General features: G+C 59.6%; 11 protein-coding genes and 1 pseudogene. 8 read left to right on the top strand and 4 right to left on the bottom strand.

Annotated features, from left to right (window positions below; all coding sequences use genetic code 11):
- The first annotated feature begins 156 nt into the window (after window positions 1-156).
- The 4 genes from sucC to ACVWZP_RS11150 all read left to right on the top strand — a co-directional run bounded on the left by sucC (window position 157) and on the right by ACVWZP_RS11150 (window position 4,869).
- Window positions 157-1,323, top strand: a complete 1,167-nt coding sequence (gene sucC, locus ACVWZP_RS11165; protein WP_017846770.1) for an ADP-forming succinate--CoA ligase subunit beta — start codon at window positions 157-159, stop codon at window positions 1,321-1,323.
- On the top strand, window positions 1,323-2,204 hold the full coding sequence (gene sucD / locus ACVWZP_RS11160) for a succinate--CoA ligase subunit alpha (protein ID WP_003172813.1): 882 nt from the start codon (window positions 1,323-1,325) through the stop codon (window positions 2,202-2,204). The genes sucC and sucD overlap by 1 nt, the downstream gene beginning before the upstream one ends.
- Before the next feature lie 431 nt (window positions 2,205-2,635).
- Complete coding sequence (gene brnQ / locus ACVWZP_RS11155) at window positions 2,636-3,949, top strand: branched-chain amino acid transport system II carrier protein (protein WP_169886615.1); 1,314 nt, start codon at window positions 2,636-2,638, stop codon at window positions 3,947-3,949.
- 179 nt (window positions 3,950-4,128) lie between these two features.
- Window positions 4,129-4,869, top strand: a complete 741-nt coding sequence (locus ACVWZP_RS11150; protein ID WP_017846772.1) for a DUF599 domain-containing protein — start codon at window positions 4,129-4,131, stop codon at window positions 4,867-4,869.
- 113 nt (window positions 4,870-4,982) lie between these two features.
- Here the strand turns inward: ACVWZP_RS11150 and ACVWZP_RS11145 are convergent, their stop codons facing one another.
- Window positions 4,983-5,234, bottom strand: a complete 252-nt coding sequence (locus tag ACVWZP_RS11145; RefSeq protein WP_017846773.1) for a hypothetical protein — start codon at window positions 5,232-5,234, stop codon at window positions 4,983-4,985.
- A gap of 158 nt (window positions 5,235-5,392) precedes the next feature.
- On the opposite strand from ACVWZP_RS11145, the gene ACVWZP_RS11140 reads away from it, so the two are divergent.
- The 4 genes and pseudogenes from ACVWZP_RS11140 (at window position 5,393) to ACVWZP_RS11125 (ending at window position 9,109) form a co-directional block, all read left to right on the top strand.
- Window positions 5,393-5,869 (top strand): PaaI family thioesterase, encoded by a 477-nt coding sequence (locus tag ACVWZP_RS11140; protein ID WP_108524429.1) that lies wholly within the window; start codon window positions 5,393-5,395, stop codon window positions 5,867-5,869.
- Window positions 5,866-6,318, top strand: a complete 453-nt coding sequence (locus ACVWZP_RS11135; protein ID WP_017846775.1) for a PaaI family thioesterase — start codon at window positions 5,866-5,868, stop codon at window positions 6,316-6,318. Before ACVWZP_RS11140 ends, ACVWZP_RS11135 begins: the two co-directional genes overlap by 4 nt.
- 89 nt (window positions 6,319-6,407) lie before the next feature.
- Window positions 6,408-8,313, top strand: a pseudogene (gene htpG / locus ACVWZP_RS11130) (molecular chaperone HtpG).
- Between the two features lie 67 nt (window positions 8,314-8,380).
- Window positions 8,381-9,109, top strand: a complete 729-nt coding sequence (locus tag ACVWZP_RS11125; protein ID WP_046384193.1) for a dienelactone hydrolase family protein — start codon at window positions 8,381-8,383, stop codon at window positions 9,107-9,109.
- Between the two features lie 98 nt (window positions 9,110-9,207).
- Here ACVWZP_RS11125 and ACVWZP_RS11120 read toward each other — a convergent pair whose 3' ends face one another.
- From ACVWZP_RS11120 to fabB, 3 genes are all read right to left on the bottom strand, one after another.
- Window positions 9,208-10,074: a pirin family protein gene (locus ACVWZP_RS11120; protein ID WP_046384192.1), complete on the bottom strand. Its 867-nt coding sequence runs from the start codon at window positions 10,072-10,074 to the stop codon at window positions 9,208-9,210.
- Between the two features lie 64 nt (window positions 10,075-10,138).
- A complete protein-coding gene (locus ACVWZP_RS11115) occupies window positions 10,139-10,555 on the bottom strand; it encodes an OsmC family protein (RefSeq protein WP_046384191.1) in 417 nt (138 codons plus the stop codon).
- A gap of 222 nt (window positions 10,556-10,777) precedes the next feature.
- Window positions 10,778-11,998: a beta-ketoacyl-ACP synthase I gene (gene fabB / locus ACVWZP_RS11110; protein ID WP_017846780.1), complete on the bottom strand. Its 1,221-nt coding sequence runs from the start codon at window positions 11,996-11,998 to the stop codon at window positions 10,778-10,780.
- Window positions 11,999-12,006 lie beyond the last annotated feature (8 nt).

The following is a 12,006-nucleotide window of genomic DNA, read 5'->3' as shown; positions in this document are numbered from 1 at the left end:
CGCAAGACTCACCGCGGAATATCCGCTGGACGCAGTCTTGCGCAGCTTGACCGGGCTTGAGTCCGGCAAGTTGCGTAAGCAGCAGTCACAGGTGGCGCGGCACTCATAATGAGCGCAGCGCCGAATGCGCAGTACCTAACGAAGACGGTAAAAAGCATGAATCTTCACGAGTATCAGGGTAAGCAGCTGTTCGCTGAATACGGCCTGCCAGTATCCCAGGGCTACGCAGTAGACACCCCGGAAGCAGCAGCAGAAGCTTGCGATAAAATCGGCGGGACCGAATGGGTTGTAAAAGCCCAGGTTCACGCAGGTGGTCGCGGTAAAGCGGGCGGCGTTAAGCTGGTTCGCAGCAAAGAAGACGCCAAGGCCTTCGCACAGCAGTGGCTGGGCAAGCGTCTGGTGACTTACCAGACTGATGCCAATGGCCAGCCAGTCACCAAGATCCTGGTTGAATCGTGCACTGATATCGCTAAAGAGCTGTACCTGGGCGCTGTCGTTGACCGTTCGAGCCGTCGCATCGTGTTCATGGCTTCCACCGAAGGTGGCGTGGACATCGAGAAGATCGCTCACGATACCCCTGAAAAAATTCTGAAAGCCACTATCGATCCACTGGTTGGCGCTCAGCCATTCCAGGGTCGCGAGCTGGCTTTCCAGCTGGGTCTGGAAGGCAAGCAAGTTGCCCAGTTCGCCAAGATCTTCGTAGGTCTGGCCAAACTGTTCCAGGATCACGATCTGGCCCTGCTGGAAGTGAACCCGCTGGTGATCAAGGCTGACGGCGATCTGCATTGCCTCGACGCCAAGATCAACATCGACGCCAACGCCATGTACCGTCAGCCTAAGCTGAAGACTTTCCACGATCCGTCGCAAGACGATCCGCGCGAAGCGCACGCTGCCAAGTTCGAACTGAACTACGTAGCCCTGGAAGGTAACATCGGCTGCATGGTCAACGGTGCCGGCCTGGCCATGGGTACCATGGACATCGTCAACCTGCATGGCGGCAAACCAGCCAACTTCCTCGACGTGGGCGGTGGTGCTACCAAAGAACGCGTAACCGAAGCCTTCAAGATCATCCTGTCCGACTCCAACGTCGCTGCAGTACTGGTCAACATCTTCGGCGGCATCGTTCGTTGCGACATGATTGCCGAAGGCATCATCGGTGCAGTGAAAGAAGTCGGCGTGAAAATCCCGGTTGTTGTTCGCCTTGAAGGTAACAACGCTGAACTGGGCGCTAAAGTACTGGCAGAAAGCGGTTTGAACATCATCGCGGCTACCAGCCTGACCGACGCTGCTCAACAAGTTGTCAAAGCTGCGGAGGGCAAATAATGAGCGTCCTGATCAATAAAGACACCAAAGTTATCTGCCAGGGTATTACCGGTTCGCAAGGTAGCTTCCACACCCAGCAAGCCATCGAATACGGCACCAAGATGGTTGGTGGTGTAACTCCGGGCAAAGGCGGCACCGAGCACCTGGGCCTGCCAGTGTTCAACACCGTTAAAGACGCAGTAGCTGCCACTGGCGCGACCGCCAGCGTGATCTACGTTCCGGCTCCTTTCTGCAAAGACTCGATCCTGGAAGCGGCGTTCGGCGGCATCAAGCTGATCGTGTGCATCACCGAAGGCATTCCTACCCTGGATATGCTGGATGCCAAGGTCAAGTGCGACGAGCTGGGCGTGGTCCTGATCGGTCCTAACTGCCCAGGCGTGATCACTCCAGGCGAATGCAAGATCGGCATCATGCCTGGTCACATTCACTTGCCAGGTAAAGTCGGTATCGTTTCCCGTTCCGGCACCCTGACCTACGAAGCTGTGAAGCAGACCACTGACGCCGGTTTCGGTCAGTCGACTTGCGTCGGCATCGGCGGTGACCCGATCCCAGGCTCGAACTTCATCGACATCCTGAAGCTGTTCCAGGAAGACCCGAAGACCGAAGCGATCGTCATGATCGGTGAGATCGGCGGTTCGGCTGAAGAAGAAGCGGCTGCCTACATCAAGGCCCACGTGACCAAGCCGGTTGTTTCCTACATCGCTGGTGTGACTGCCCCTGCTGGCAAGCGCATGGGCCATGCTGGCGCAATCATCTCTGGCGGCAAAGGCACTGCAGACGAGAAATTCGCTGCACTGCAAGACGCAGGCGTAAAAACCGTGCGTTCGCTGGCAGACATCGGCAAGGCCCTGGCCGAGCTGACCGGTTGGGCAGTCAAGTAAGCCTCGCGCTTAACTGACGCTTCACCAGCAAAGGCCACCTTCGGGTGGCCTTTGTGCATTCTGGGCGGCCCATTTATTGAAATGTACGTGGTCCCATGTGGGAGGGGGCTTGCTCCTGATAGCGGTGGCTCAGTCACTGATGATGTGATTGAACCTCCGCTATCGGGAGCAAGCTCCCTCCCACATTTTTTGTCTGTATCGCCACATTAAGTATGAAAACACGACATTCCAATGTCGCTTATCGGACAGTTCGCCCTGCAACAGTGCGTTTATCGGCCAAATTCTGTAACCTTGCCGCCTCTTTAAGCGCTCGCATCCCAAAAGGAAGCCGCGCGCTAGACCGGTCGGTGCCCACAAGGGCCGGCAGCATTTCCCTCATCCATAGGGAAGCCCTCTCTAAATTCCGATTCAGTAGTGTGGTATTTCCTCAAATGAAAGTGTTGAAAAGTCAGGACATCCTGGCGTTGGGCTTCATGACTTTTGCCCTGTTTGTAGGGGCCGGCAACATCATCTTCCCGCCTATCGTTGGTTTGCAGTCCGGGCCCCATGTCTGGATGGCGGCGTTGGGTTTCCTGATCACCGCAGTCGGGCTTCCGGTGGTCACCGTGATCGCCCTGGCCAAGGTCGGTGGTGGTATGGATGCGTTGAGCAGCCCGATCGGCAAGATCGCCGGTGGCCTGCTGGCGGCGGCAGCGTATCTGGCGGTAGGGCCGCTGTTCGCCACCCCGCGTACCGCGACCGTGTCCTTTGAAGTGGGCCTGGCGCCGTTGACCGGTGAAAGCCCGCTGGCGCTGTTCCTCTACAGCGCGGTGTACTTTCTGGTGGTGTTTTTCGTCTCCCTGTACCCGGGCCGTCTGTTGGACACCGTGGGCCGTTTCCTGGCGCCGCTGAAAATCATCGCGCTGTCCATCCTTGGTATCGCCGCGTTTGCCTTGCCGGCCGGTGACGTGGGCGTCGCCAACCCGGAATACGTGGCCGCGCCGTTCTCCCAAGGCTTTATCAATGGTTACCTGACCATGGATACCCTGGGCGCGCTGGTGTTCGGTATCGTGATCGTCAACGCGATCCGTTCCCGTGGTGTCGAATCGCCTAAATTGATCACCCGCTACGCGATCATTGCCGGGCTGATTGCCGGCGTCGGCCTGGCGTTGGTGTATGTCAGCCTGTTCCGCCTCGGGGCGGGCAGCCATGAGATCGCCGCCGGTGCCGCCAATGGCGCCGCTGTCCTGCACGCCTACGTGCAACACACCTTTGGTTCCCTGGGCAGTGGCTTCCTGGCCGTGCTGATCTCCCTGGCCTGCCTGGTCACCGCCGTCGGCCTGACCTGTGCCTGCGCCGAGTACTTCAGCCGGATCCTGCCGCTGTCCTACAAGACCCTGGTGGTGATCCTGGCGCTGTTCTCGCTGTTCGTGTCCAACCTGGGCCTGACCAAACTGATCGCGTTTTCGATCCCGGTGCTCACTGCGATCTACCCGCCATGCATCGTGCTGGTGGCTTTGAGCTTCTGCAAAGACTTCTGGCAGGAGCAGAGCCGCATCGTTGGCCCGGTGATGTTGGTGTCGTTCATCTTCGGCTGCATCGATGCGCTCAAGGGCGCCGGCCTGGCGGGCTGGATGCCGTCGCAATTGGCCAACCTGCCGTTGAGCGAGCAGGGCCTGGCGTGGCTGGTGCCATCGGTGATGATGCTGGTGGTCGCGGTGGTGGTTGACCGCATGCTGGGCAAGCGCAGCGAAGCGGTCGCGTAACCCCCGGCTTCAGGCTGTATTGAAATGCCCCGTATCGATTGATACGGGGCATTTTTTATGGGCGGCGGGCAGTGCCTTTTTCCGTGGGCTAACGTCGAAGGAGTAACGCAAAGCTCAAGCTGGAACCCGGCGCCCACACTTAACCGGGTTCATGAAATCTGTCGTGTATAAGGACCCGCATGCCGTTTATCGAAGCCAACCTGATCCACTTGCTTGCCGCCCTCTGGTTCGTCCTCTGTTGGGGCGGCTACACCCGTTATGCCACCTGGAAAGCCCGCGACACTGCCTGTCTGGCCAGCGTGCTGCACCTGTATCGCGAAGACTGGATGCGTCGCATGCTGCTGCGTGACAACCGCATCGCCGACGCCAGTGTGATTGGCAATCTTGAGCGCAACGCGTCGTTCTTCGCCTCCAGCACCTTGATCATCCTTGCGGGCATTCTCACCGTGTTGGGCGCCTCGGAGCGGGCGGTTTCATTGCTGGCCGATATTCCCCTGGTGCAGCAGGCATCCCAGGGTATGTCGGAGATCAAGCTGCTGTGCCTGGCACTGGTGTTCGTCTACGCGTTCTTCACGTTCAGCTGGTGCATGCGCCAGTACAACTTTGCCGCGGTGCTGGTGGGGTCGGCGCCGATGATCGGTGAGCGGCATGTGTCGGAGCAGGAGCGCAAGGCGTTTGCCCTGCGGGCGGCGCGGGTGATTTCGATGGCGGCCAACCAGTTCAACTTTGGCCTGCGCGCTTATTACTTCGGGATGACCATGCTGGCATGGTTTGTCAGCCCCTGGCTGTTCATGTCGATGAGCGCCGGGGTGGTGTTGGTGCTGTATCGCCGAGAGTTTCATTCCGACGTGCTGCAAGTGATGGTGTATACGCAGACCGATACGTCGCTGCCGGACGTGGCCAAAGACCCGGTGGCGTAAAGCGCTGCAGGCATAGCGCCGGTTTATCGCACTGCGCGCCAACAGCAGACAAAGTAAAGCCCGCTATCTAAGCGGGCTTTCTTTTTGCAGCCAAGCTATTTCAAGCCCCGGTATCAAGAACCGGTTGCTGGGGTAGCAGGTGCTGCTTCTTGTGCTGCGGCTTTGTTCGATTCGGCCTGAGCTTTGGCAGCATCGCCGTTTTCTTTCGCAGCTTCGTTCACTTTATCCTGTGCTGCAGCCATATCTTTCTGAGCTTGCTCAGAGTGCGCGGCGGCATCTTGGGCTTTGTTTTCGGATTTCTTGTCGCAGGCAGCGAGACCGAGGGCAGCGGCCAGCATCATGGAAATAGCTAAAGTCTTGCGCATTGGGTGTTTCTCCTTAGTGAAGATATCTACTGGCCTTTCGAGCACATGGGGCCAGCATTAGTTCCTTATATCCCACAGATATATAAAGCATTTTCCCAAGGAACTTTTTCCGACGGTCCATACTGCGCCGGACCCACATTCATCAGAGTCTGAACCGAATGACCGAAAATCCCTTGTTAGAGCGTGCCAAGCGCTTTATTTCAGCGTTGCGCCATTGCCAGGTGCTGAGCATTACCGTTCATCAAGCCAGCGAAGAGGGGATTACCCTGGTTCTGCCCTACAGCCCGATGATCGTGGGTGATCCCCAGACGGGCGTGATCCATGGTGGCGCATTGACCTCGCTGATGGACACCGCCTGCGGCATGGCCACCCTGTGCGTGTTGCCGGAGTTCGAGGTGTGCCCGACCCTCGACCTGCGCATCGACTACATGCATCCCGCCGAACCGCACAAGCCGGTGTATGGTTTTGCCCAGTGCTACCGGGTGACCACCGACGTGATTTTCACCCGTGGTTTCGCTTACCAGGATGACCCGCAACAACCCGTCGCCCACACGGTGGGGACGTTCATGCGTATGGGCAAGCGCCTCAAGGGCGCGCAGGGGCTGGGCAGTACAGTCACGGGAGAACAGGTATGACACATCACTTCAAGACACGTCTGGAGCAGGCCCATGAGCACGGTAACTACAAGGCGCTGCTCGATCTGATCCCCTACGCCAAGCTGATCGGCATCGAATGCACGCGGATAGGCGATGAGCTGCTGTTCCGCCTGCCGGCCAACAAGGACAACATTGGTAACCCGATATTACCGGCGCTGCACGGCGGTGTGATTGCAGGCTTTATGGAACTCTGCGCCGCGTTGCACCTGCTGGTGTTCACCGGCGCACCGGGCCTGCCGAAAATCATCGACTTTTCCCTGGATTACCTGCGTGCCGGCCAGTTTCGCGACACTTACGCCAAGTGCCAGGTCTGGCGCCAGGGTCGACGGGTGGCGAACGTGTCGATCACCGCCTGGCAAAGCACCGCGGCCGAACCCATCGCCACCGCCCGCGCGCATTTCAAGATCGGAGAAGTGTCCCGCCCTTGAAATCCTGGTCTTAGCCCCCAACTTTGATGACAACCCGCCGCCAACCCTTCAGGGCGCGGCCACTGCCATCCAATTGGAGTTTGATGACCATGAGTGTGGAAACTCAAAAGGAAACCCTGGGCTTCCAGACCGAGGTGAAGCAACTGCTGCACCTCATGATCCATTCGCTGTATTCCAACAAGGAAATTTTCCTTCGCGAGTTGATCTCGAACGCCTCTGACGCTGTCGACAAATTACGTTTCGAAGCCCTGTCCAAGCCGGAGTTGCTGGAAGGCGGCGCCGAACTGAAAATCCGCGTGAGCTTCGACAAAGACGCCAAGACCGTCACCCTCGAAGACAACGGTATCGGCATGAGCCGTGAGGATGCGATCACCCACCTGGGGACCATCGCCAAATCCGGCACTGCCGATTTCATGAAGCACCTTTCGGGCGACCAGAAGAAAGATTCGCACCTGATCGGCCAGTTCGGCGTGGGCTTCTACTCGGCCTTCATCGTCGCCGACAAGGTTGAAGTGTTCAGCCGCCGCGCCGGCCTTGACGCCAGCGAAGGCGTGCATTGGTCTTCGAAAGGCGAGGGCGAGTTTGAAGTCGCTACCCTCGACAAGGCTGATCGCGGTACGCGCATCGTGCTGCACCTGAAACCCGGTGAAGACGAATTTGCCGATGGCTGGCGCCTGCGCAACATCATCAAGAAGTATTCCGACCACATCGCCCTGCCGATCGAATTGCCGAAAGAGCAGGCCGCCGCCGAAGGCGAAGAAGCACCGGCCGTTGAGTGGGAAACCGTCAACCGCGCCAGCGCTCTGTGGACCCGTCCGCGTACCGAGATCAAGGACGAGGAATACCAGGAGTTCTACAAGCACATCGGGCACGACTACGAAAACCCGCTGAGCTGGAGCCACAACAAGGTCGAAGGCAAGCTGGAATACAGCTCGCTGCTCTACGTACCGGCCCGCGCGCCGTTCGACCTGTACCAGCGCGAAGCGCCAAAGGGCCTGAAGCTCTACGTGCAGCGCGTGTTCGTGATGGACCAGGCGGAATCGTTCCTGCCGCTGTACCTGCGCTTTATCAAAGGCGTGGTCGACTCCAACGACCTGTCGCTGAACGTGTCGCGGGAAATCCTGCAGAAAGACCCGATCATCGACTCCATGAAGTCGGCGCTGACCAAGCGCGTCCTCGACATGCTGGAAAAAACTGGCGAAGAACGAGCCTGAGCAATACAAAGGCTTCTGGAAGAACTTCGGCCAGGTTATGAAAGAAGGCCCGGCGGAAGATTTCGCCAACAAGGAAAAAATCGCCGGCCTGCTGCGTTTTGCCTCCACCCAGGGCGAAGACGGCGAGCAGGTGGTGTCCCTGGCCGAGTACCTGGCACGCGCCAAGGAAGGTCAGGACAAGATCTACTACCTGACCGGTGAGACCTACGCTCAGGTCAAGAACAGCCCGCACCTGGAAGTCTTCCGCAAGAAAGGCATCGAAGTGCTACTGCTGACCGACCGTATCGATGAGTGGCTGATGAGCTACCTCAGCGAATTCGACGGTAAGACCTTCGTCGACGTGGCGCGTGGCGACCTGGACCTGGGCAACCTGGATTCCGAAGAAGACAAAAAAGCCGCTGAAGAAGTGGCCAAGTCCAAGGAAGGCCTGGTTGAGCGGATCAAGGCCTCCCTGGGCGACGCCGTCAGCGAAGTGCGGGTTTCCCACCGTCTGACCGACTCCCCGGCGATCCTGGCCATCGGCGAGCAGGACCTGGGCATGCAGATGCGTCAGATCCTCGAAGCCAGCGGTCAGAAGGTGCCGGACTCCAAGCCGATCTTCGAATTCAACCCGGCTCACCCGCTGATCGAGAAACTCGACGGCGAACAGAGCGAAGAGCGTTTTGGCGACCTGTCGCACATCCTCTTCGACCAGGCAGCCCTGGCTGCCGGCGACAGCCTGAAAGACCCGGCCGCCTATGTGCGCCGACTGAACAAGCTGTTGGTTGAACTGTCGGTTTAACCCCGTTGTAGAAAAACCCGCTTCGGCGGGTTTTTTCGTTCTTGTGCAACCTCAACTGGAGTAAATGATGAGCCAAGTCACTGTGCGTTCCGTGGTCTATCAGATTGATGGCCAGTCTTATGAAAGCCGCCTGGCCTTCGATGCCAGCCAAACCGGCCCGCTGCCGGGCCTGTTGATGGCACCGAACTGGATGGGCGTGAGTGCAGGGGCCGAAGAGATTGCCAAGCGCGTCGCCAGCAAAGGCTACGTGGTGCTGATCGCCGACCTGTACGGGCAAACCGTGCGCCCGTCGAATAACGATGAAGCCGGTGCGGCGATGATGCCGTTGAAGAATGACCGCCCGTTGCTGAACAAGCGCATGCAGGCCGCGTTAGCGCAACTGCAAGGCCAGAGCGAAGCTGCGGTGGATACGTCCAGGTTGGCCACCTTCGGTTTCTGCTTCGGCGGTTGCTGTGCGCTGGAGCTGGCGCGCACCGGCGCAGCGTTGAAGGCTGCGGTGTCGTTCCACGGCACCCTCGACACGCCAAACCCGGCGGATGCGAAGAACATCAAGGGCTCCGTGCTGGTGTTGCATGGTGCTTCCGACCCGCTGGTGCCGAAAGCACAACTGCCAGCGTTCGAAGATGAGATGAACGCGGCTGGTGTGGATTGGCAACTGCTGAGCTATGGCGGTGCGGTGCATTCCTTCACCGACCCGCATGCCAACGTGCCGGGCATGATGATGTACGACGCGAAGACCGCTGCGCGGGCCTTCCAGTCGATGCATAACTTGTTGGATGAAGTGTTCAAGGGCTAAGTCTCTGGCGTCTGTCCTGGCCTCATCGCGAGCAAGCCAGCTCCCACATTCGAGCGCATTCCTACAGGGTAAATGCGGTTAAATGTGGGAGCAGGCGGCTATCTCACCGGCAACTCAATTCTTTCGGTTTCACCGGGCACCGTTGGCCAATCCCCAGCCGCCCAACGCTGCCGGGCCTGCTCGATCACGGCCGGGTCGCTCGCGACAAAATTCCAGTTGATCCGGCGTGGCCCATCCAGCGGCGCGCCACCGAACACCACCAGGTGACAATCGCTGTCGGCAGACAGGGTCATCGCCTGTCCGCTCGGCAACACCACCAGACTGTGTGCCTCAAGCGGCTCACCGTCCAACTGCACGTCACCCTCCAGCACATACACCGCGCGTTCTTCATGCTCGTCGGGGATCAGCAGGGTGGTGGCCGTCTGCATCTGCACATCGGCGTACAGCGTGGGCGACAGCACCGGCACCGGTGATTTGAGGCAGAAGCCATTGCCGGCGATCAGGCGGATCTGCACGCCCAGGTTGTCGCTGGTGGGCAAGCTGGCTGCCGGATGGTGGCTGTAATGCCCCGGGCCGCTCTCGTGGTCCCTGGGGGAGGCGAGCCACACTTGCAGCCCATGCAGGCTGAACCCCTTGCTCTTGATTGCTTCGGGCGTGCGCTCGACGTGGGCAATCGCGCTGCCGGCGGTCATCCAGCTCACATCGCCGGCCTGAACCATTTGGTCCGAACCGAGGCTGTCCTTGTGCTGCAAGGTGCCTTCGAACAGGTAGGTGAGGGTCGACAGGCCGATGTGCGGATGCTGGCGGATATTCATGCCGCTGCCCGGTGCATAGCGGGTCGCCAGCATATGGTCGAAAAACACGAACGGCCCGACGCTACGGCATTCTCGCGATGGCAGCGGGCGCAGGATGGGCTGGCCTTCGACATCTTCGAGGCGAGGGCGGATCACGGTGAGGGTGGTCATGGTGCGTCCCTGTCGGAGCGGGTTGGATAGCCCTGAGCATAACCCGCTCGACCGGAGGTTGCCGCTATTGGCTGAAGGCACCTTCCGACAATTTCGTCTCGATACTCACCTCGGCGGTGGTCATCAGCTTGTGTATCGGGCAGCGGTCGGCGATGCGGTGCAGTTCGTCGCGTTGCTGATCGGTGAGCACGCCCTTGAGCGTCAGCTTGACGTTGAGGTGGTACTTGCCCTTTTGCTCTTCGCTGTCGTCGTGGGTGATTTCCACGGTTACGCCGGTCAGCGGGATGCCCTTTCTCTGCGCATACAGCTTCAGGGTCAGGGCCTTGCACGACGCCAGGGCTGCGTCGAAATAGTCGTGGGGCGAGGGCGCGGTGTCGTCACCGCCCAGGCTTTTGGGCAGATCGGTGAACAACTCGTGGTTATCGATGTTGAGGCTGTGGCGGAAGTTGTCGGCATTCAGGGTGTTGACGGTAACAGGCATGGCGAACCTCTCAAGCGTGGCAGGAAGAAAGTCATGCAGTTATAGAACATGCTGGCACTCAAGTGTTCCAGGATTTTTTCCAGGTAGCGGCGGGCAGGATTCCCAGCATCAGTTCGAGGCAACGGAGCAACACCCGCGTACAAGCGAGGCGACCCCGAATTCAAGCGCAAAAAAAACGCCCCGAACCAGTCGGGGCGTTTTCATCTGATCAAGCTGCGGGGCTTACTTGCCCTGCCAGCGTTTCAGCACCAGGGTGGCGTTAGTGCCACCGAAGCCGAAGCTGTTGCTCATCACGGTGTCGACTTTTACGTTTTCGACGGTCTTGGTCAGGATCGGCATATCGGCCACGACCGGGTCCATCTCTTCGATGTTGGCCGAGCCAGCCATGAAGTTGCCTTCCATCATCAGCAGGCAGTAGATCGTTTCGTGAACGCCGGCGGCGCCCAGGGAGTGACCCGACAGGCTCTTGGTGGAGCTGATGGCCGGTGCCTTGTCGCCGAATACCGCGCGCACGCCTTCCATTTCCTTGGCGTCGCCGACCGGAGTCGAGGTGCCGTGGGTGTTCAGGTAGTCGATCGGGGTATCCACGGTGGACATGGCCATCTGCATGCAGCGGATGGCGCCTTCACCGCTTGGCGCAACCATGTCGTAGCCGTCGGAAGTGGCGCCGTAGCCGACGATTTCCGCGTAGATCTTCGCGCCACGGGCCAGAGCGTGTTCCAGCTCCTCGACCACCACCATGCCGCCGCCGCCGGCGATGACGAAACCGTCACGCTTGGCGTCGTAGGCGCGGGAGGCCTTTTCCGGGGTGTCGTTGTACTGGGTGGACAGCGCGCCCATGGCGTCGAACAGGAACGATTGGCTCCAATGTTCTTCTTCGCCGCCGCCGGCGAACACGATGTCCTGCTTGCCCAGCTGGATCTGCTCAACCGCGTTACCGATGCAGTGAGCACTGGTGGCGCAAGCGGAGGAGATCGAGTAGTTCACGCCCTTGATCTGGAACGGCGTGGCCAGGCAGGCGGAAACGGTGCTGCCCATGGTCCGCGTGACACGGTACGGGCCAACGCGCTTCACGCCTTTCTCGCGCAGGATGTCCAGCGCTTCCATCTGGTTCAGGGTGGACGCGCCGCCGGAACCGGCGATCAGGCCGGTACGCACGTTCGAGACCTGATCGTGGCTCAGGCCGGAATCGGCGATGGCGTCCTTCATGGCCAGGTAAGCGTAGGCGGCAGCGTGGCCGACGAAGCGGTAGATCTTGCGATCGATCAACTCTTCGAGGGGCAGGTCGATGGAGCCGGAAACCTGGCTACGCAGACCCATTTCGGCATATTCCGGGTTGAAGCGGATGCCAGGGCGACTTGCACGCAGGTTAGCGGTGACGGTCTCTTTGTCATTGCCCAGGCAAGAAACGATGCCCAGACCAGTGATAACGACGCGGCGCATGCGGATAA

This window comes from Pseudomonas sp. TE36184, assembly GCF_054060055.1.
The sequence above is the reverse complement of the archived record's forward strand: the minus strand, read 5'-3'. Positions and strand labels throughout refer to the sequence as shown.

What these genes read in the sequence shown, in the direction of transcription:
- ACVWZP_RS11120 (WP_046384192.1), bottom strand. Translation starts at nt 10,074, where the DNA reads ATGACCACCCTCACCGTGATCCGCCCTCGCCTCGAAGATGTCGAAGGC.
- ACVWZP_RS11140 (WP_108524429.1), top strand. Translation starts at nt 5,393, where the DNA reads ATGACCGAAAATCCCTTGTTAGAGCGTGCCAAGCGCTTTATTTCAGCG.
- sucC (WP_017846770.1), top strand. Translation starts at nt 157, where the DNA reads ATGAATCTTCACGAGTATCAGGGTAAGCAGCTGTTCGCTGAATACGGC.
- ACVWZP_RS11150 (WP_017846772.1), top strand. Translation starts at nt 4,129, where the DNA reads ATGCCGTTTATCGAAGCCAACCTGATCCACTTGCTTGCCGCCCTCTGG.
- brnQ (WP_169886615.1), top strand. Translation starts at nt 2,636, where the DNA reads ATGAAAGTGTTGAAAAGTCAGGACATCCTGGCGTTGGGCTTCATGACT.
- ACVWZP_RS11135 (WP_017846775.1), top strand. Translation starts at nt 5,866, where the DNA reads ATGACACATCACTTCAAGACACGTCTGGAGCAGGCCCATGAGCACGGT.
- ACVWZP_RS11125 (WP_046384193.1), top strand. Translation starts at nt 8,381, where the DNA reads ATGAGCCAAGTCACTGTGCGTTCCGTGGTCTATCAGATTGATGGCCAG.
- fabB (WP_017846780.1), bottom strand. Translation starts at nt 11,998, where the DNA reads ATGCGCCGCGTCGTTATCACTGGTCTGGGCATCGTTTCTTGCCTGGGC.
- sucD (WP_003172813.1), top strand. Translation starts at nt 1,323, where the DNA reads ATGAGCGTCCTGATCAATAAAGACACCAAAGTTATCTGCCAGGGTATT.
- ACVWZP_RS11115 (WP_046384191.1), bottom strand. Translation starts at nt 10,555, where the DNA reads ATGCCTGTTACCGTCAACACCCTGAATGCCGACAACTTCCGCCACAGC.
- ACVWZP_RS11145 (WP_017846773.1), bottom strand. Translation starts at nt 5,234, where the DNA reads ATGCGCAAGACTTTAGCTATTTCCATGATGCTGGCCGCTGCCCTCGGT.